Origin of the sequence: Trichococcus ilyis, from assembly GCF_900109135.1 — a bacterium.
Taxonomy (GTDB): Bacteria; Bacillota; Bacilli; order Lactobacillales; family Aerococcaceae; genus Trichococcus; species Trichococcus ilyis.
The window spans coordinates 1-20,520 of record NZ_FNYT01000019.1 but is presented as its reverse complement, the minus strand read 5'-3'; the positions used below and the strand labels follow the sequence as shown (position 1 = coordinate 20,520).

Here is a 20,520-nt window from a genome sequence, read left to right as displayed (position 1 = left end):
CGCATTTCTGCTCACATTTTTCAGAAATCATATTCGTACAATCCATTCTGTTCGATGACCGCTATCAATTTGGAGGCATAGTCCGGATCGGTCGCATACCCGCAATCCTGGAGGGCTTGGGCTGCTTCCTGATAGGTTGTCGCCTGAAGGACAGGGGCATACTGGTCCGGGTTCCAGGTCGTGCCATTGACGAAAAGCAAGGCATGATCCTGAACCGACTCGGCCCAACTGCCGTAGACCTTGAAGTTCGCTTGGATGGTGACCCACTGGCCGTTGTAGTATTCGTTGGTCGTCAGAAGGACCGTATTGGCCGGATTGTCGCCCTTCATGCCGTACAAATTGTTGTAGACCGCAGAGAGCTCGCTCTCTCCCCAATCCGATTCGAGGATCGCTTGAGCGATGCTGATGCTGGCATGGACTCCGTAATTGGCTTGCATCTGCTGTGCAGCCGGCGCGACGGTGGCGATGAAATCGGACCCTTGGTTGTTGCCGTGCTCCGGAATTTCAGGCACAATCGGAGAAAAATCACCGATCAACGACAGACTGCCCATAAAACTGATCAACAAAAAAAATAAAATTTTGACGGCCTGAGAGGATGCCGATTGCGATTGTTTGCGGGTCCGCTTTCCCTTTCGTGCCATAAGTTCCTCCGTAGGTTGTGTTTCGGTGCTCTGCCGGCTTACTGTCCGCCGGCACCGAGCGCTTCATTTTGCTTCAGGATTGCTACGTATTCTTCCAACGTCAGATTGTTTTCGGTCATGTAAAGAGCGTTTTCCACGCCTACATAACGGAAATGCCACGGTTCAAAATTGATGCCGGTGATAGCTTCTTTCGCTTTCGGATAGCGCAGAATGAATCCGAATTTGGGTGCATTTTCTTTCAGCCACAGCCCTTCCGGATAGTTCTCCAAATCCGGGAACAAACCAGAGCTTCCTGCTTGGTTGGCTAGAGCCGTCGACGTGATATCCACAGCCAGTCCGGTCGTGTGTTCGCTGGCATTGGGCAGAGCGATGTATTCTTCGGTTTTTGCGCGGGCTTCTTCTTCGGATAATCCCGCTGCCAAATAATTCTGATAGTTGACGTCATAATTTGCTTGTTGCTGCTCGATGGAGCGGTAACCTGAAATCATCGTGAAATCCATTCCCGCCGCTTTTCCGGCTTCCAACAAGGCCAAGTACGGATCCCTTATTCTGCTGTCGACCGGATAGCCGCTTTCGGTCAAATAGAACTCCATTACGATTTCTGCAGCGAGCAGATTTTCTCTGTTCACCAGAACCAGATTCCAATCGGTTGAGGAAGCGGCCGGTGTGACAATCACTTTGGACGCGACTTCTGTTTGAGTATCCTCTGAAGAAGTTTGCGAGGCTTCGGAAGAGTCGCTCGTCATCGCATGCTCTTGCTTGCTTAAGGCTTCATCGTCCCCGGTTGTGCAGCCTGTGAAAACGAGCATAGCCAACAAGAGTCCCGCGAGAAAACGCAACTTCTGTGCGTACTTCCTAGGATTTTTGGAGCATTTTTTTTTCGTTTCCATCTTCTGACCTCTTTTGGTATCTAATTTTTTGCTATGCCCATTTTAGCATATCCCGAGAGTAATCCACACCTAAAAAGTAAGCCTTCTGTCTGAAACGCGCGAAAAGCCAAGATAGTTTCATCTCGGCTTCCCATTCTGTATCTTGTTATTCGATGATTTTTTCGATCGTATCGGGTGTGTTTTCATTGATCCATTCCAGCAGATTGATTTTTTTCGAATCGATCTGGTGGCGGATGATGCTCGGCAGGCGCAGATCGATGATGTCTTTGTAGCTCCAGAAATCATAGTTGCACTCAAGCCGTAAAGTCGTGATCGCCGGTTTATGGGTTTCGGAATCATGGACAGTCTCTTCGGTGGTGTACCATTTGAAATCGGCCAATTCGGTCGCGATCCATTTTTTGGCGACTTGGTACTTGAGGAATTGATATTCCCTCACCGGATTTTCGGCTACTTCAGGAAGTATCTCGGCATTGCGGCAGACCTTCTGGACAAGCATCCATTCATAATCGGTGAACAGCTTGGAAATGATCTGCATGTTCTCGGGTTTTAAACCATGCTCTCCTTTTTTCCAGCGATCCCAGCTCTGTGGCGAGATCCCTAGTTGATTGGCATAAAAAGCTTTTTCACTGACGTATTGCTCTTTGATCGTATACAAGACAATTGTTATAAGTGCATTATTCATCTGTGTAACCTCCAATCTTTCATGTTCTTATTATACACTTATTACGTGATAAAAGAAATCATTTGCTAAAAAAATCGAGGTTGCCTTGAAATGAGACAGCGCTTCTTCGTAATGAACCCGTTGGCCGGAGAAGCGCGAATTGCCCGGCCTCAGCTCCGGTGAACGGTCTGCCGACCGGAGAATAGCGGCAACAATCGGACTTACCTCCGTTGAGGCAGCGCTCACCGGAGAACGACAAAAACGGGACTGTCTCATTGAGACAGCCCCTCGGTTGATTCATTTTTAAGCTTTTGGGTCGCGGGGCGGGATTCATCACACACTATTAGTCGAACTCTGAATCCCAAAAATCCCCGCCGCGACCAAAACCAGGTCGCGGTGGGGATTTCCTCTTAGTGCTCGATTTCTAGAGCGGGATTCATCGTATCCTATGCTCTTTCTGGTTTGTAGATGATGGAGCCGATCTCGTAGCCGTGCTCTTCCAGTCGGGCACGAATGCCGTCGATGTCTTTGCTTTCCAACTGGACGACGACTTGGACGTAGCCCATCTTGCGGTAAGTCGCGATTTGCTGGATATTGATGTTCTCATCGGAGAAGATATCCGTCAGGTCTTCAAGCACGCCTTTCTTGTCTTCATGGATATTGACGACAACACGGACGCCCGGTGTGTAGTAGCCCAGCACATCGATGAAGGCGGAAAAGATGTCCTTTTCGGTGATGATGCCGATGAGGCGGTTGCCTGGTTCTACTACCGGCAAGACGCTGATGCCATTCTCGCGCATCGTCACGGCTGCTTCCTCCAACAAAGCTTCTTTATTGATCGTCACGACGCGTTTTTCCATGATATCGGCCACTGTCGTTTTGTTCAACAGATAATTGACTTCATGCATATCCAGGCTGGTCATTGTTGAAGGCGTGTTGCGCTCGATGATGCCTTCCGTGATCAGGCCTACGATGGTCTCGCCCTGAACGACCGGCAGACGATGGATATTGTGTTTCTTCATCAAATCCAAGGCTTCGATGATTTTTGTTGAAGGTTGAATCGTTACTAAATCCGTTGACATATAGCTTTGTACATCCATTTTTTTAGCCTCCTAAGTAAGCTTTTTGAACTTCGTCACTTGCTAATAATTCTTCCCCGGTTCCGGTCAACACGATATTTCCCGTCTCCAATACATAGCCTCGATTCGCGATCTGCAGCGCAACGTTGGCGTTCTGCTCGATCAAAAGGATTGTCGTACCTTGCTTCTGGATATCTTGGATGATATGGAAAATCTCCTTGATGAAAATAGGCGCTAGACCCATCGAAGGCTCATCCAAAAGCAACAGCTTCGGCTTTGTCATCAAAGCGCGTCCCATCGCCAACATCTGTTGCTCCCCGCCGGACAAAGTGGCTGCATCCTGATTTTTTCTTTCGCGCAGAATCGGGAAACGTTCGAATACCGCCTCCAGATCGCCGGCAAGATTCTGCTTATCTTTGCGGGTGAAGCTTCCCAGATCAAGGTTTTCCTGGACCGTCAAGCCTTTGAAGACATGGCGGCCTTCCGGTACTTGGGCGATCCCTTGTTCAACGATTTTTCTGGTCGCCACATTATGGATCGGGTTTCCCAGATATTCGATTTCACCCGAGGACGGTTTTACCAATCCGGAAATCGTCCGCAGAATGGTGGATTTTCCAGCACCGTTGGCCCCGATCAAAGTTACGATTTCGCCTTCGTTCACTTCAAAGCTGATGTCTTTGATGGCCTGGATCATGCCATAGTGCACGGATAGATTTTTTACTTTCAGCACGTTAGTCGCCTCCCAGATAAGCCTTGATTACGGCTGGATTTTTTTGGATTTCTTCCGGCGTTCCTTTGGCAAGCAGACGGCCGTATTCCAATACATAGATTCTTTCGCAAACATTCATGACCAAGGACATATCATGCTCGATCAGAACGACAGTGATCTTGAAGTCTTTTTGGATTTTGCGGATCAAAGCGGTCAATTCCGCCGTCTCTTGCGGGTTCATGCCGGCTGCAGGTTCATCCAGGAAGAGGATTTTCGGATTCGTCGCCAGGGCACGGACGATTTCCAAGCGGCGTTGCTCGCCGTAAGGAAGATTTTTCGCCAAAACATCAAATTTCTTTTCCAATTCGAAAATGGCCAACAGTTCCAGAGCCTTCTCGCGCATTTCCGCTTCCTTGCGGTAGTAAGTCGGCGTGCGCAGCAAACTGTGGAAAGTATTCTCACCCATGGTGCTGTGCATCGCGATCAGCACATTGTCGATGACCGTCAATTCCTTGAAGAGACGGATGTTCTGGAAAGTACGCGCCAAACCGAGGTCCGTAATTTTATACGGCGCCTTGCCGTTCAGCAGCACTTTTTTGTTGTCGATTTCCAATTCGATCGTGCCTGCCGTCGGAACGTAAACGCCCGTCAGCAGGTTGAAGAAAGTCGTTTTGCCAGCACCATTGGGGCCGATCAGACCGACCAATTCATTTTCTTCGATCGTGAAATCGACATTGGAAACCGCGGCCAAACCGCCGAAGTTTTTGGTCAACTCTTTTACTTCCAATAGGCTCATTACTGGACCTCCTTCTTGACAGAATCTTTTTTCGCAAGACGATTCAACAAACCGGACATCGTGAATTCACGGTTGCCCAACAAACCGCCTGGACGGAACACCATGATGGCGATGATGGCCAGAGCGTAGAAAATCATCCGCAATTCACCGAACGATTGCAGGTACGTATTCAGGACACCCAGCACAACCGCCGCAACGACGGTTCCGGTTACGCTGCCGATGCCGCCGAACACGACGATGATCAGCACGTCGATCGACTTTTGGAAAGTGAAATCACTCGGATTGATGACGCTGAAATAAGTGCCGTACATGGAGCCTGCGATGCTGGCTGTTGCCGCACCGATCATGAAGGCGATGACTTTGTAAGTCGTCGCATTTACCCCCATCGATTCGGCCGCGATCTCATCTTCACGGATGGCGATGGTCGCACGACCTGGACTGCTGTTGATGTAGTTGACAGTGATGATGGTCGTCACGATCAAAATCAGGAACAAAACCATGATGAAGCTGGTGTTCGACTCGAACGGGAATGAAATGCCGCTGATTCCGCGGGCGCCGTTCGTCAATTCGCCCATGTTCAGGATCAGGATACGGATGATTTCCGCAACACCCAAAGTAGCGATCGCCAAGTAGTCGCCTTTCAGACGGAGCGTCGGGATACCGACGATCAAAGCCACGACGATCGAAATGATCATGCCCACAAACAAGCCGACGAAGAAGCCGGCCAAGCCTTCGATCCTATCGCCGATGATGGCACCGCTGTATGCACCGATCGCCATAAAACCGGCATGCCCCAGGGAGAACTGGCCGGAAAAGCCGATGACCAGATTCAGTCCGATCGCCAGGATGATGTTGATCATGATGGTCACTAAAGTGATCTGATAGAACGGAGAAATGACATTCGTGCTGACGCCGACGAACAAGACGACAGCCATCACAGCGATAAGAATGAGCCAACCTAGATTTGTTTTATTGAATTGTTTCATTTTTATCACCTACACTTTCTCTTTTGTATTTTTCCCGAAGATTCCGGAAGGTTTTACGATCAGGATGATGATCAGGATCAGATATACGACGGCATCTTTGAACATCGATCCGCCATAGGCGCTGACCAGCGTCTCGATGACCCCGATGACGTAACCGCCGACCATGGCCCCGGGAATGATGCCGATGCCGCCGAATACGGCCGCAACGAAAGCTTTCAGACCCGGTGTCACACCCATCAATGGCGAAATCGAGTTGTAATAGATCCCGACCAATACGCCTGCCGCTCCTGCCAAAGAAGAGCCCAACACGAACGTGAAGGAGATGACGTTATCCACGTTGATCCCCATCAATTGTGCCGCTTCAGGATCGGTGCTGACCGCACGCATGGCCTTCCCCATCTTCGTGTATTTCACGATGACCTGCAGAGCAATCATCAGGATGACCGTCGTCAGGAAAATCAGGATCTGCTGCGAGTTGATCGTCACACCGCCGAATGTCCAGTTTTGGACCTTCAATGCCGTCGGAAAGGCCTTCACTTCAGGTCCCATAAGATAGATCATGACATTTTGCAACAAATAGGACACCCCGATGGCTGTGATCAGCGTAGCTACCCTGGTGGCGCCGCGCAATGGTTTGTAGGCGATCTTTTCAATGACCACCCCTAAAATGGCACAAAAAATCATCGAAATTAGGATGGATGGGAAAAGGCCGAGACCAACGTTTTGGATCAAAGCATATCCAAGGTACGCGCCCACCATATAAATATCCCCGTGGGCAAAGTTAATCAATTTGATGACACCGTATACCATGGTGTACCCTAGCGCGATCAAAGCGTAGATGCTTCCCAACGATATCCCGTTTATCATCTGTTGAACTAAATTTTCCATTTTACACCTCTCTTTTCTCCTGCTGCGCAGAAGTCTTTCTTTCATTATACTGTATTGTTCGGTTATAGTTTACTATTATTCACGCACGACGAGGGTTTCTTTTTTCAACATAAAGAGAGGTGCTAAGCAAATTCTGCCAGCACCTCATTGTGTTACTTTAGAATCAAACGGTCTATTCAGGTTTCAAAGCCGCACTGTTGAAAGCAGCCTATTATTTAGCTGGTTCCACAACAGAGTTGCCGACCTCTACACCATCTTGTAATTCAATAACGAAAGCGGATTTGATAGGGTTGTGATTCTCATCGAATGAGAATGTACCCGTCACGCCTTCAAAATCTTCAGTTGCCGCTAAAGCATCCGTGATTGCTTGAGGATCTGTGCTGTCAGCAGTCGTGATTGCATCGAATACCAATTGCGCAGCATCGTAAGCCAAAGCTGCGAACGAATCTGCAGGTTTGCCGTACTCAGCTTCAAAAGCAGCCAAGAATTCTTGTACTTTAGGGTCTTCACTGTTCGGAGTGAAGTGGCTCGCGTAGAATACGTTATCGACATTGTCGGCACCGGCCAATTCAACCAATGTTGAGTTAGCGAAGCCATCCGGTCCAAGGATCGGTTGCGCGATGCCCATTTCGCGGGCTTGCTTGATGATCAGTCCGCCTTCTTCATAGTAGCCAGGCAAGAAGATGACATCGTAGTCCATTTGCGCAATGTTCGTCAGGATCGCTTTGAAATCTGTATCGCCGGCTGTGAAGTTTTCTTCGGCTACGATTTCGCCTTTAAAAGTTTCTTTGAACGCATCAGCCAAGCCGATTGCGTAGTCAGTCGAGTTGTCCACCAAGATGACTGCTTTTGTGGCTTGCAAGTCTGTTTGGGCGAATTCAGCTAATGCTTTACCTTGGAAAGAATCCTGGAAACATACGCGGAATACGTATTCCAAGACAGAATCGCCATCCATCGTTACGGCATCGCCGGTAGCAGCCGGAAGGATCGCCGGTACTTTCGCTCTTGTGACTGCCGGTGATTGTGCGTTTGCCGCACCTGTTGTAGCAGGTCCCATGATCGCTACGACGCCATCTTCGGTAGCCAAACGCGTCGCAACCGACGTGGATTCTGAAGGCTCGGATTTGTTATCGTAAGATATATATTCAATCTCTTTGCCCAATAAGCCATCTGCAGCATTCTGTTCCGCAACAGCCATTTTGATCCCTTCATCCATCAGTGTGCCGTATGCACTGGCACCGCCTGATAATTCGAAGTTACCACCCAATTTGATTGTATCGCTCTCTTCGGTTGTCGCACCATTGCCGCATGCGCCAAGCAAGAATACAGATGCCAAGCCCATCAATATTTTCTTTTTCATCTAAAATATTCCTCCCCATCTCACTATATATTAATGATTTGTTGCAAATTCAAAGAAAAGTCCCTCATCCTTCTCCTTAAAATTTAATGTCATTAGTATAGAATATTCTGACAATTTAAGCAACCCAATTTTGCCCTTTTTTGGCAAAAAGCGAATGTTCTTTTTTTACCCTACCAAAAAAGGCTGCCGTTGCAACATTTATGGGAAAACACCCTGTCAGATCATCGCCATTTTTCGTCCAAAAATGGCCGTTCCTTTTCTCTCATTTTCCAGTAATACACGTTGGACAAATCGGCAAATGCGGGTGGATTATTTGCACAATAATTCGAAAATGACTTGATAAAAATCCAAAAATGCTTATGATTGAGATATTATTTCATTTCGAGAGGAAGTGCAGTACTTACTATGTTGCATTTGGATAAGGAGAAGTTCCGCGTAGGCATGCGTACGACCAAATCCGGCATCGCTGTCGGCTTGTGCGTCCTGCTGTTCAAGCTGTTGGACCGAGGTTCTCCTATGCTGGCCGGATTGGCGGCAGTCTTTGCGCTGCGTGAAGATTGCAAGCAATCCTTCCATCATGGAATCCGCCGTGTCGGAGGCAACACTGTGGCAGGCATCCTGGGAGTCACCTTGATCGCAGTCAAGGATTTGCTGGGGCTGGATTTTTCCGTGGACTTATTCGGCACGATCATCGCCATCATTATCCTGATCACGGTCTGCAACATCTTGGACCTGTCAACGGCTATCGTCGGGGCCACGGCGACTTTCCTTGTTGTTTTCTATAATATAGAAGATACCGAAAAAGTCGCCTATGCCGTTCAACGGGTCCTGGATACCGTAATCGGCACTTCCATCGCCATCGGAGTCAACCACCTGTTGCCGGGAACTGACCAGACACCCTCCGAAAACTGAGCATCTGCAGGAAAGAGACCGGGACAAAATCCCGACCTCTTTCCTGCATCTTTTGTTATTCCACTGATTTCAGTGCCTCGATCATGTCCACTTGTTTCAGCTTGCGGTGCATGATCAGCATGACAATGCTCGAGAAAAGCAGCGACAACAGGCCTGAATACAGGTAACTGATCGGCATGATCGTCGGCGGGAACATCATGAAGTCGATTTCCACCATTTTGAGCACGACTGTACTCAATATTTTCCCTAACACAAATCCGAACAGGATGCCCAACAAAGTCAAAATCAAGGACTCCCGGTAGATGTACAGGCTCACTTCCATATCATAGAAACCCAAAACTTTGATGGTCGAAAGTTCCCTGATCCGTTCCGATACATTGATATTCGTCAGACTGTACAGGACCACGAAAGCCAATGCCGCTGCCGACACGATCAACACCAAGGTAACGATGTCCAGACTTCCAAGCGTTTCCGCGAAACTGCGGTCGACGGAGTTGATGAACGTCACCAAGGCGACAGCCTTTTCCCGCATCGCTTCGGATCCGAAGCCCCGTTCCCAGCTTTCCGGTTCATCAAACAACAAGAGGTCTGTTGTCGGTTCCGCGCTTTGGATGAAAATTTCTTCATAGAGGGTCGGCGTCAGGTAAATGTAATGATTGACGTAGTTCTCGGTAACGGCCTCGATCGGCACCTGATAGGTCTGCATTTCATCATTGCGGATTTCGATGCTGTCCCCTGGTCCTACGCCTGCCAAGTTCGCCAATTTTTCCGAGATGACGGCTCCCTCATCCGTCAGTGCGATTGGTTCTTGCGTTTTGCGGTCACGCAGGCTGACGAAATCGGAAAGATTATCGGTTTCCAGCGGAGCAAAAATAGTGACATTCTGAAGGTTCACCCCTTTTTTATCGAGTTTGTAGCTCTCCTGAACAACTTTGAGGTGGTCGGTAATCTCAGGAGTCTCCGCAATCAGCTCATCATAAGCGGTGATCTCTTCCTCGCTCGCTTCCGGACGGAGCGCTGTGATTGCGTTGTAGCGCATCACATCATTGAATTGCGTGTCCGCCAATCCCGATATGGAATTTTTGATGCCGTACCCGGTCAAGATCAAAGCGGTGCAGCCGGCCACCCCCAATATCGTCATCAGGTTGCGCGCTTTGTAGCGCAGCAAGTTGCGGACCGTGATCTTCGAGTTGAAGCTCAGGCGATCCCAAATGAACGTCACGCGTTCCAAGAGGACCCGTTTGCCGTTCTTCGGCGCTTTCGGCCGCATCATCGCTGCCGGATTTTCCCGGAGTGACGTATGGGCTGCCCATGCTGCAGGCCCGATGGTGCAGAGCAGCGCGATGGCTACGGAAATCAGTGCATAGGACAGGTAATAGGTGATCTTTACGGAAGGCAGCCTGTACATGGAGCCATACGCATCAAAGATGACCGCCGGAAAGATGTTGTATCCGGCCACAAGACCGAGGGATGTCCCCACGATGCAGGCGATCGCTGCATAGATCAAATATTTTTTGGCGATGTCGAAATCGCTGTAACCGAGTCCTTTCAGCGTCCCCATCTGTTGGCGCTGTTCATCCACCATCCGGGCCATCGTCGTGAAGCTCACCAAAGCCGCAATCAGGAAGAAAAACACCGGGAAAATCTCTGCGATGGCAGAGATGCGGTCGGCATTGTCGCGGTATTCCTGATACCCAGGATTACTGGATCGATCGGTCACATAGTAGACCGGTCCGACCAGATCGGCCAAGGCTTGCTTCGCTTCCTCGACCTGCCGTTCTCCATCGGCTATCTCGATTTCTGCATCGGCTCGCTCGGCTGCAAAAGTGGCCAAACCCTCCTGATAGTCTGCCTCACCCTGTTGGATTTCCTGCCAAGCTTCAGCCAAAGCCTCTTCACCGCTCGCGCGTTGGCTTGCCAATTGGGCCCGGCCATTCTCGATCTGCGCCTGGCCATCTTCCAGTAGGGCCAACGCCGCTGCCAATTCCAATCTGCCGTTCTCCAGCGCTGTCCCTTGTTCGGCGAACTGAGCGTCCGCGGCTGCGATTTGGGCTTCGGCATTTGCCATGAATGCCGTCAGCTTCTCTTCCAGCACTTGTTGCTGTTCCAGCAATTCTTCCCCTTTGGCAGCCAATGCTGCGCCGGCTTCCTCCAAGAGGCGCTGTTCTTCCGATAGCGCAGCCTCTTCAGCTGCCCGTTCGGTCTGAAAAGCGGCGGCTGCGGCCGCTAAGCTTTCTTGACGGCTCGCTAAGGAAGCACCCTCTTGTTCCAGTTCACTTTGGCGAATCGCCATATCCGCTTCAGCCTGCGCCAGATTGGCTTCTTCCGCATCCAAAGCTGTCTGTTGAGCCTCCAATGTCGCCAAGCGTTCCGCCACACTCGGGTCCGCCTCCTGATCCAAACCTGCCAAAGCTGCTCTTTCGGCATCGATGGCTGCTTGCCTTGCGGCGAAATCCGCTTGTTTGACTGCATTTTCTGTTGCGAAAGCTGTCAAGTCAGCTGTGAAGCTGGCCAATTCATTCTGGTAAGCCACTCCGTCGCTCTCCAGGCTCGTCTGCTCAGCCAGCAACTTTTCGCCTTTTGCCGCCAAGGCGGTTGCCCGTTCCTGCAGTTCCACTCCTTTGGCTTCCAGTGCTGCTTGTGTCGCTTCAATTTCGGCTTGACCATCCTGCAATGCTTGGGCCAAATCAGCGATTTCGTTGCCTTCCGGTGTATCGGGCAGGCTCGCCAACAACATTTCCAAAGAAGCGTCCGAACCGTTCTGCTCTTGCAAGGAGGCTTTTTGCGACTCCCAGGCCGCTTTCGCCTCGTCGTAGAGTGCTTTGTTTTCAAGATAGGTCGCCAGACCTGTGCGATAGTCGGCCATGCCCGCATCGATTTCGGCTTGACTAGCGGCTAAGCTGTTCTCGGCCGCTGCGATCTCCTCCAGGAACAATCGGCGATTTTCTTCATAGTCTGCTATGCCCTCATCCAGTTGTTGGCGGGCATCCTGCAGTTCCTGTTCGGCTTCCGCCAGTTTGTCTTTCCCTTCCTGCAGGTCATCCTCCGCGTCTTTGATCTTCTGCTGGCCTTCAGCACGGATTTCGTTGATGCGCTCCATCGGCCTCCCGTTCAAAGCGAGCTCCACCTGGTCGGCCAGGCTGTCCACCTGCTCATCATAGCTGTCGGTGTAGCCCGTTTCCGCCGCTTTTGGGTCGATCGTCAGGTAAGCCTCCGTGTAGATGCTGCCGAGTATATCCTCATCGGCCACGACTACGAAAGCATCCAGGCTGCCTTTGCCGACGTTCGTGGAGCCGCGCATCATCGTTTCGATGTACATCGGCGAATCGACAAAGCCGACGACGGTATATTCCTGCTCTTTCAAGGCAATCCGGTTTCCTTTTTCCTCCTCGCTGAGACCTTCAGCGGACTCATGGCGGAAGGTGATCTTATCCCCGATCTGATAGGTATCCATCAGATTTTGTTTCGCATCCAGCGCGATTTCGCCGCTTTCCTGCGGCAGCCGGCCTTCGACGACCGCATAGGCATTGACCGGATTGGCACCCGTCTGCAGCGGGAAGACTTTCACGAGGAAGTCGCTGCCCTCCATTTCGATATCCACCGTCCGCATCGGATGGACAGCCGTATCGGCGGTTTCCGCCAGAATGGCGATGTCCGCTTCTTCCAATCCGTAAGTGGACAAAACTTTCAGATCATACAGATTTTTTTCCTCATAATATCGGTTGGCGGTATCCAGCATGTCCGGGCCCGCCGCTTTGATGCCGGCAAAAAAGGCCACACCCAAGGTGATGATGGCCAACAACGCGAGAAAGCGCGCCTTACTTTTGCCTATCTCTATCCAGATATCTTTCCAAAGCGCCTTCTTCTTCATCGTCTCCCCCTCCTACCATTCAATTTCTGATACGGGTTTCGGATGCGGATTCTCATGGATCGCTCTTACTTTGGCATTGTTGATCTCGATGATCCGGTTCGCCATAGCTGCGATGGCTTGGTTGTGGGTGATGACGATGACGGTTGTTCCGGTATCGAGGCACGTGTCCTGCAGCAACTTGAGCACTTGTTTGCCCGTTTCGTAATCCAACGCACCGGTCGGCTCATCGCAAAGCAACAGCTTGGGCTGCTTCGCCAAGGCGCGGGCGATGGCCACGCGCTGCTGTTCGCCTCCGGAGAGCTGCGCCGGGAAATTGTCCATGCGTTCGCCCAGTCCCACTTCGCGCATAACCTCGGCAGCATCGCGGGCATGCGGAGAGATCTGCGAGGCCAGCTCCACATTCTCCTTCGCGGTCAGGTTAGGCACCAGGTTGTAGAATTGGAAGACGAACCCGACATCCCGCCTTCTGTAGGTCGTCAAAGCTTTTGAAGTGAACTGGGAAATGTCCACCCCATCGATGCTGATGTGGCCTTCGTCGGCATCATCCATCCCGCCGAGAATATTCAGAACTGTGGATTTTCCGGCTCCACTGGGCCCAAGTATCACGACAAATTCCCCTTCATTGATGTCGAAACTGATCTTGTCGTTGGCTGTGATCCGCGTTTCGCCCATCTGGTAGAATTTGCTGACATTCTTTAAGGAAATGTAAGCCATTATGCATCCCTTCATTTCTTGGTCGATTTTATTTTGAAGCTTCGCGAAAAATTATCCGCACTATATTTACCTATCGTGATACTCCTATCGTATACAAACGGGAGCGGATATGCAACCGGTTCCTGAATGGTGTAGCATGCCCGCCGCTGAACGGTATGCAAAAAACGACCCGGGAAACCTGAATGTTTCTCCTGAGGTCGTTTTTCAGTGCCTGGACCGTTCTAATCCACGATGTTGCTGGCGATTTTTCCCAATGTGCGCGGCCGTTCATGCAGATAGCCGTGCGGGTAACCCGCCAACAGTCCGGCCACAGGTGTGAAGCCTTCCGGAATCTGTATTTTTTCGCGGATCCCTTCTGCAGCCAACGTGCCGTTCCTGATAAGGCCCATCACAACGCAGCTGCCCAACAGTTCTGCGGTTGCCTGCAGGTGCATATTTTCGATGATTGCTGCTGCGCTTGCGATGTTGCCGGGGTTAGTCGGTTCCTTGACGGAAACTACGAAAAAGGCAGGCGCTCCGTACAATGGGTCTTTGTCGCTGTCTCCCGTCACTTGCTTGGCCGCTGATGTAATCGCTGCCAATATTTCCGAATTTTTTATGACCGTGATATGGTAATCCTCAAAGCGGCCGCGGCTGATCGGCGCATTCTGTCCGGCCTGCAGCATCATTTCCACTTGTCCTTGCGATAGCTTGAACGTCTGGAAGCTGCGTGTTGTTTGTCTTGTGTGCATCACTTTCGTAAAATCCATTTCATTTCCCTCACTTCTCAAAAATAACTGTGCTCTACGGCTATTATACCCTCTGAGGCAAAAAAAATGAACGGAAATCGGGAGCTGCAGCAAAATTCATTCTGCAGGATTGCTGCTTAGCTGTTCAGCAATCCAGGTCCCGTTTCCGTCCAGGAGGGAGGAGTTCTTCTGCGGGTGCAGAAGAGGAAAAAGAAAAGATTATCTTTGGGTATGGATACAGTATAGCCATGATTTTTGAATATTTAATGAAGGAAAACAATTTTTTTCGTGACCATTTTGGAAAGAAAGCCGTTTGCAGATGGACATATCTGTGATAAAGTAAGTGCAGCAAAAGAACGGAGAAAATAAATCATTATGAAAACACGCATCATCATTGTCGGCGGAGGCTCAAGCGGCCTGATGGCGGCTTGCACCGCAGCCGAAGCAGGGGCTGAAGTGACGCTCCTCGAACAAAATCCCAGTCTCGGGAAAAAATTGCTTTTGACGGGCGGAGGGCGCTGCAACGTCACCAACAACCGTCCCGAAGAGGAAATCATCCGGCACATTCCCGGGAACGGAAAATTCCTGCACAGCAGTTTTACCCAGTTCAATCAATACGACATCATGACCTTCTTTATCGAACGCGGGGTCGCCCTGAAAGAAGAGGATCACGGCCGGATGTTCCCTGTCACGGACAAATCCAGGACTATCCTTGAGACCTTCATTGAGGAATTGAAACGGCTGCAGGTCCAGATCCGGACCAACATCAAAGTGGCACGCATCCTGATCGAAAACGGGCAAGTGGCCGGTGTTCAGTTGGAAGATGGCGAAATCCTCCCGGCGGATCGGATTATCCTGGCGACCGGCGGGAAAGCCTTGCCGCGCACCGGATCCAAAGGCGACGGCTATAAATTCGCCAAAGCTGCGGGACATACCATCACGGAACTGTACCCGACCGAAGCACCGATCACGTCCGATGCGGACTTCATCCGCTCGAGCGAACTGAAAGGACTATCCTTGCGCAATGTCGCCCTCAGCATCAAAAACAAAAAAGGCAAAACGGTGGTATCCCACCAGATGGACATGATCTTCACGCACTTCGGCGTGTCCGGACCTGCCGCTTTGCGCTGTTCAATGTTTGTCCATCAGACGATGAAGCGCGACAAATCCGAAACCGTCACGATGTCCCTGGATGTCCTGCCGGAACTTTCATTGGGCGCCGTCGAGCAGCGTCTGCAGAAGCTCGTCAAGGATCAAGCGGAAAAGAGCGTCAAAAACGGCTGGAAAGATCTGATGCCGGAGCGCTATCTGCTTTTCGGTTGCAGCCAGGCAGCCATCGATCCGCAAAAGGCCCTTAAGGAATTGACGCCGAAAGAAATCAAGGCTTTCGCCGATTTCTGCAAAAACTTCTCCTTCGAAGTGAACGGCACGCATCCGTTGGATAAAGCTTTCGTCACCGGCGGGGGCGTCTCCACGAAGGAAATCAATCCGAAGACGATGGAAAGCAAACTGACGCGCGGTCTTTATTTCTGCGGTGAGCTGATCGACTACAACGGCTACACGGGCGGCTACAACATCACTGGGGCCTTTGTGACCGGGCACGCTGCCGGGCACCATGCCGCTGCGGACATCCAAGAATAGCAGCACTCCTAAAAACAGGGAACGGAGCCACCTCATTTTGAGGCAGCTCCGTTCCTTGTTTTTATTTGGCTAGTTTCCTGATGATGAAGACTTTCAGGTAATCGCTCGTATTGCTGCCGGCCGGAACCGCGAAATCGCTCGGCAGATGGAAGGTTTCCAGGATACGGTAATCGCATCGGCTGTTTTTGAAGGCTTGGGCGATGTCCTGCTTGAAATTCTTTTCCTTGTAGTTGGCTGCGTTTGAAGAGACGATCAGCGTACCGCCCGGTGCAGTGATCTGGATCAGCTCCTCCAGCAATTGCGTATAGTCTTTCGTGACCGAGAAAGTCCGCTTTTTGGTGCGGGCAAAGCTCGGCGGATCGATGATGGTCACATCATACTGCAATTCTTTGCGGATCGCGTAGCGGATGAAATCGAACACATCCATGACATAGATTTTCTGATTCTCGTTATCCAAGTCATTGACGGCAAATTGTTCTTTGGTCCGTTCCAATGAGCGGTTCGCAACATCGACACTCGTTGTTTCGATTGCCCCGCCCATGGCTGCCGCAACCGAGAAGGCGCCGGTGTAGCTGAAGGTATTCAGCACCCGCTTGCCTGCCGCATAACGCTCCGTCAGTGCGCCGCGAACATCGCGCTGATCGAGGAAAATCCCCGTCATCAAGCCGTCGTCCAGATAGGTCGCATAGTTGATGCCGTTCTCCTTCACGATCAGAGGCGCCGGGGCCGCTTCGCCACTGACGAAGCGGCTGATCAGGCCGTCGTTCCGTTGGTAACGGAATTTTTCATAGATGCCTTTCACTTCCGGAAAAATCGCCTGAAAGGCTGCGGTGATGGCGGTTTGGTAACGGAAAATACCTTCACTGTACCAAGAGAACACGGCAAAGCCAGCGTAATGATCGATCGTGACACCGGGGATGCCGTCGCCTTCCGCATTGAATAGGCGATAAGCCGTCGTTTCCGGATCGGCCTGAAGATTTGAGCGGGCATGTTTCGCTTTTTCGAACTGCTGTCTGAAGAACGCCGCATTGAAATTATCCGCATTGTTCAACGAAAATACCCAGCCTACGCCTTTGTTCTGTTTGGCCAAATAGGCTTTGGCGACGAACGCTTGGCGGGAGTCGACCAGCTCGACGATTTCGCCCTCCTCAAAACTGAGCTCATTCGGAAAATCTTCCGGCTGCAGCAAAGGATTCCCTGCCTTGATTTTTTTTGCGCTTAGTTGCGTGATTGTTTTCTTTTTCATATTTTTCTTCCTTTATAGTCAATTATCCGTTTTGCACTTCTGTAATTTTTTGATGACACCCAGATGCCGTAGCCGATCACGGCACCCAGCGTATTGAAGAAGACATCGTCGATATGCGTCACGCCGGTCTGAAAAATCAGCTGGAGGAACTCGATCATGCCGGAAAATAGAAAGCCGGCTGCTGCCACTTTGCGGAAACTGCATTTTTTCCCGAACAGATACGGGCCCATATAGCCTAACGGCATAAACCAGACGACATTCCCCCATGAGTTGTACCAGGCCGAAAAACCTGAATCCCCGTAGAAGAGTTTGATCGTATCCACAAACGGCAACCAGTGGATGGCCGACCAATCGATTTTGTGGTACTCGACTGTCCAAAAAGTCTCCTCATTGCGGAAAACCGTCAATTGCAGCAACAGCACGATATAAACGAAGAGGGCATGGAGCAAGCCTTCCTTATATAAAGGGATTTTCTTGCCAGTCTTACGGTGTCTGTGCAACAGATACGCCGCCCTCAGCACCAGCCAAATCAAATAATACAGAATCGTCTTGTCGACGCTTTTGAAAACTAAATGTATAAGCGGAAAATGATTGATGGATGATTCCAACGAAGCAGCCACCCGCTCATACAGCCCTTGTAAAAATATCATAATCTATGCTCACCTTTGTCACTTTCGTTCCTTTGACCAGATACATTGAAAGACCTATTTTCTCGAAAAATCCGTAAAAAAGCAACCGTTCTTGACAAAAACTTAGGAAAATCTTTACGGTGCTTCGATTGACTATCAAAACCATTCAGAATATAATGACACTAGCTCTTTTTACATAAAATTCACAAACAAGACACACTAACTTAAAACATTCACATGAACTTTACATGTGTTCCAAAGATATCATAGGAGGTTTCTTTTTTGAAACAACAACTGACCAAACTGCTGCAGACACGTTTCGGATTCTTTCTCTTCGCCGTCGTCCTTTTTTGGCTGAAGACCTATTTCGCTTACCATACAGCCTTCTCATTAGGCGTGGACGGCTGGTTCCAACAGCTGATCCTCTTCATCAATCCGATTGCCACAACCTTATTGATTCTGGGGATTTCGCTTTTCGTCAAGAATCCCAAAAAGGGCTACAGAAGCCTGCTTGCTCTATACCTGCTGAATTCGACTCTTTTGTTCTCCAATATCGTCTATTACCGTGAATTTACGGACTTTTTGACGATCAAAACCATTTTCGGCTCCGCCAATGCGACCAAGAACCTGGGCTCGGGCGTCATCGCCATGATGCAGCCGATCGACTTGTTTTATTGGATCGATTCTTTCGTCCTCGTCTATGTCTACAAGAAATTCGTCAGCAAGAACCGCGACGAACGCATCTTCAAGAAAAGATGGGCCTTTGCGACGGTTGCCGCCTCGATTGCGCTTTTCGCCGCCAATCTGGGGCTTGCTGAAATCAGCCGTCCTCAGTTGCTGACAAGAACCTTCGACCGCAACTATATCGTGAAATACTTGGGCATCAACGTCTTCACGCTTTATGACGGCATCAAGACTGCCCAAGCCAACCAAGTCCGCGCAAGCGCGGACAGCTCGGATATGGCTACCGTCCTGGATTACTTGGCTGAACATTATGCTGAACCGAACGAAACCACTTTTGGACAAGCGGAAGGCAAAAACGTCGTATACATCCATCTGGAAAGTATGCAGCAATTCCTGATCGACTTGTCGCTTACCGATGAAACGGGCGCAACGACAGAAGTGACGCCTTTCCTGAACAGTCTGTACCACAGCAACGATTCCTACAGCTACAGCAACATTTTCCACCAGACCGGGCAAGGAAAAACAAGTGATGCCGAATTGATGCTGGACAACTCCCTGTTCGGCTTGCCGCAAGGATCCGCGTTCACCCAGATTGGTGCCGACAATACGTTCCAATCGGCCCCGGCCATACTGAGCAACACTTTTGGCTATACATCAGCTGTTTTTCACGGCAATGTCGGTTCTTTCTGGGATCGCGATAATGTCTACAAATCTTTCGGCTACGACTATTTCTTTGATGCTGACAGCAGTTATACACTGACGGATGAAAATTCGGTCGAGTACGGATTGAAGGACAAGCTGTTCTTCCAGGAATCGGCCCAATATCTAGAACAATTGCCGCAGCCTTTCTATGCGAAGTTCATAACCGTTTCGAACCACTTTCCGTTCCCTGAAGACGAGATGAACAGCACGTTCGCTCTGGATACCGGCGATGAAACGATTGACGGGTATTTCAATACCGTCCATTATGCCGATCAAGCCTTGGCTGAATTCTTCCAATACATGAAGGACGCAGGGCTTTACGACAACACGATTTTCATTTTGTACGGCGACCACTTCGGTATTTCCAGCTCACGCAACGAAACCTTGGCTCCACTGATCGGAGCGAATCCTGATTTATGGAGTGCCTATGATGATGCCATGATGCAACGGATTCCGTTCATCATCCACAACCCGGGTTCCGGCACCGGCCAAATCAGTGACGTTTACGGCGGACAGATCGATATCTTGCCTACCGTGATGCACCTCTTGGGTGTCGACACCTCATCCTATGTCCAACTTGGGCAGGATCTGTTGTCAGCGGAACATGAAGGAATCGTGGCTTTCCGTAACGGCAGCATCGTGACAAGCGAATACACCATTTTAGGAAACAATGTCTACCACACCCAAACGGGCACACTTGCTTATCAGACCGAAGAAGTGATCCAAAAAGTCGCCGAAATCCGGGCTGAAGCTGAAATACAGCTGGCGATTTCGGATCAGATCATCAATGGCGACTTGCTTCGCTTCTATACGCCGGATGGATTCGTCCCAGTCGACAAGAGCCTCCACAGTTTCGTGGATTCTCCAGCCGAACTGGAAGAGGACATCGCAGAATTAGGCGAATTGAACACTTCCTTGTACTACACAAACAATGGCGTGTCCAGCGTTCCGTTGTATCGGACGGATGCTCCAGAGTTCCCGGCCAACAAAGCCGCTGCCGCGGAAGCTGCAGCAGGACAGCCAGAAACAGAAGAATAATCGAGTAGGAGGAGCCTTTAGGCTCCGACCTCTCACACCACCGTGCGTACGGTTCCGTACACGGCGGTTCAGTATCTTGAGTAAGCAGACTCTGCCAGGTGACTTAATGAAATTAAGCCCCAATGGTGGAGCCTTTTCGTCGTAAGTGCCCGATGAACTTCAGGCGTTTTGGAGAGCCTCCAGTGTTTCTTTCTGGAGAATCCGACGCGCTTTGCGCTATCTTTGTCGAGACCAAGCTTGGATAGTCTGTCAATTTTCGTACGGGAGCTTTTCCATCGTTTAAGAATGAGTTGTCTGATTCTGCGATGCAGCCATTGTTCAATCCTTCGGATAAAGGTTTTGATG

Annotated in this window: 18 protein-coding genes; 3 read left to right on the top strand and 15 right to left on the bottom strand. The window is 50.2% G+C overall.

Annotated elements, in window-relative coordinates; genetic code table 11:
* Positions 1 to 20: 20 nt before the first annotated feature.
* From BMX58_RS09560 to BMX58_RS09520, 9 genes are all read right to left on the bottom strand, one after another.
* On the bottom strand, positions 21 to 641 hold the full coding sequence (locus tag BMX58_RS09560; protein ID WP_068620976.1) for a glycoside hydrolase family 73 protein: 621 nt from the start codon (positions 639 to 641) through the stop codon (positions 21 to 23).
* Between the two features lie 38 nt (positions 642 to 679).
* Positions 680 to 1,531: a M15 family metallopeptidase gene (locus BMX58_RS09555; RefSeq protein ID WP_084253743.1), complete on the bottom strand. Its 852-nt coding sequence runs from the start codon at positions 1,529 to 1,531 to the stop codon at positions 680 to 682.
* A 145-nt stretch (positions 1,532 to 1,676) separates the two neighbouring features.
* Complete coding sequence (locus BMX58_RS09550; protein ID WP_068620974.1) at positions 1,677 to 2,213, bottom strand: hypothetical protein; 537 nt, start codon at positions 2,211 to 2,213, stop codon at positions 1,677 to 1,679.
* Between the two features lie 425 nt (positions 2,214 to 2,638).
* Positions 2,639 to 3,292 (bottom strand): CBS domain-containing protein, encoded by a 654-nt coding sequence (locus BMX58_RS09545; RefSeq protein ID WP_068620972.1) that lies wholly within the window; start codon positions 3,290 to 3,292, stop codon positions 2,639 to 2,641.
* A 4-nt stretch (positions 3,293 to 3,296) separates the two neighbouring features.
* Positions 3,297 to 3,965 carry an ABC transporter ATP-binding protein gene (locus BMX58_RS09540; RefSeq protein WP_068621263.1) on the bottom strand — a complete coding sequence of 223 codons (669 nt, stop codon included), beginning with the start codon at positions 3,963 to 3,965 and terminating at the stop codon, positions 3,297 to 3,299.
* Positions 3,966 to 4,002: 37 nt separating this feature from the next.
* A complete protein-coding gene (locus BMX58_RS09535; protein WP_068620970.1) occupies positions 4,003 to 4,776 on the bottom strand; it encodes an ABC transporter ATP-binding protein in 774 nt (257 codons plus the stop codon).
* Positions 4,776 to 5,762, bottom strand: coding sequence for a branched-chain amino acid ABC transporter permease (locus tag BMX58_RS09530; RefSeq protein ID WP_068621261.1), 987 nt, complete (start codon positions 5,760 to 5,762; stop codon positions 4,776 to 4,778). The genes BMX58_RS09535 and BMX58_RS09530 overlap by 1 nt, the downstream gene beginning before the upstream one ends.
* Positions 5,763 to 5,771: 9 nt before the next feature.
* Positions 5,772 to 6,650: a branched-chain amino acid ABC transporter permease gene (locus BMX58_RS09525; protein WP_068620968.1), complete on the bottom strand. Its 879-nt coding sequence runs from the start codon at positions 6,648 to 6,650 to the stop codon at positions 5,772 to 5,774.
* 211 nt (positions 6,651 to 6,861) lie between these two features.
* Positions 6,862 to 8,010, bottom strand: a complete 1,149-nt coding sequence (locus BMX58_RS09520; protein WP_068620966.1) for an ABC transporter substrate-binding protein — start codon at positions 8,008 to 8,010, stop codon at positions 6,862 to 6,864.
* 405 nt (positions 8,011 to 8,415) lie between these two features.
* Here BMX58_RS09520 and BMX58_RS09515 point away from each other — a divergent pair, with 405 nt between their 5' ends.
* Positions 8,416 to 8,922 carry an FUSC family protein gene (locus tag BMX58_RS09515; protein ID WP_068620964.1) on the top strand — a complete coding sequence of 169 codons (507 nt, stop codon included), beginning with the start codon at positions 8,416 to 8,418 and terminating at the stop codon, positions 8,920 to 8,922.
* 55 nt (positions 8,923 to 8,977) lie between these two features.
* On the opposite strand, the gene BMX58_RS09510 is transcribed toward BMX58_RS09515, so the two are convergent.
* From BMX58_RS09510 to BMX58_RS09500, 3 genes are all read right to left on the bottom strand, one after another.
* A complete protein-coding gene (locus BMX58_RS09510; protein WP_068620962.1) occupies positions 8,978 to 12,793 on the bottom strand; it encodes an ABC transporter permease in 3,816 nt (1,271 codons plus the stop codon).
* Between the two features lie 12 nt (positions 12,794 to 12,805).
* Positions 12,806 to 13,507: an ABC transporter ATP-binding protein gene (locus tag BMX58_RS09505; RefSeq protein ID WP_068620960.1), complete on the bottom strand. Its 702-nt coding sequence runs from the start codon at positions 13,505 to 13,507 to the stop codon at positions 12,806 to 12,808.
* 221 nt (positions 13,508 to 13,728) lie between these two features.
* Positions 13,729 to 14,256: a nitroreductase family protein gene (locus tag BMX58_RS09500; RefSeq protein ID WP_068620958.1), complete on the bottom strand. Its 528-nt coding sequence runs from the start codon at positions 14,254 to 14,256 to the stop codon at positions 13,729 to 13,731.
* Positions 14,257 to 14,607: 351 nt separating this feature from the next.
* Between BMX58_RS09500 and BMX58_RS09495 the strand changes: the two genes are divergently transcribed.
* Positions 14,608 to 15,876: a BaiN/RdsA family NAD(P)/FAD-dependent oxidoreductase gene (locus tag BMX58_RS09495; RefSeq protein ID WP_239420507.1), complete on the top strand. Its 1,269-nt coding sequence runs from the start codon at positions 14,608 to 14,610 to the stop codon at positions 15,874 to 15,876.
* 61 nt (positions 15,877 to 15,937) lie between these two features.
* Here the strand turns inward: BMX58_RS09495 and BMX58_RS09490 are convergent, their stop codons facing one another.
* Both BMX58_RS09490 and BMX58_RS09485 read right to left on the bottom strand, forming a co-directional pair.
* Positions 15,938 to 17,122 carry a class I SAM-dependent rRNA methyltransferase gene (locus tag BMX58_RS09490; protein ID WP_068620954.1) on the bottom strand — a complete coding sequence of 395 codons (1,185 nt, stop codon included), beginning with the start codon at positions 17,120 to 17,122 and terminating at the stop codon, positions 15,938 to 15,940.
* On the bottom strand, positions 17,119 to 17,772 hold the full coding sequence (locus BMX58_RS09485) for a VanZ family protein (protein WP_068620952.1): 654 nt from the start codon (positions 17,770 to 17,772) through the stop codon (positions 17,119 to 17,121). Before BMX58_RS09485 ends, BMX58_RS09490 begins: the two co-directional genes overlap by 4 nt.
* Before the next feature lie 261 nt (positions 17,773 to 18,033).
* On the opposite strand from BMX58_RS09485, the gene BMX58_RS09480 reads away from it, so the two are divergent.
* On the top strand, positions 18,034 to 20,175 hold the full coding sequence (locus BMX58_RS09480; protein ID WP_068620950.1) for an LTA synthase family protein: 2,142 nt from the start codon (positions 18,034 to 18,036) through the stop codon (positions 20,173 to 20,175).
* 112 nt (positions 20,176 to 20,287) lie between these two features.
* Here the strand turns inward: BMX58_RS09480 and BMX58_RS14855 are convergent.
* Positions 20,288 to 20,520, bottom strand: a 233-nt coding sequence (locus BMX58_RS14855; RefSeq protein ID WP_207501392.1) for a hypothetical protein, incomplete at its 5' end; no start/stop codon positions are given.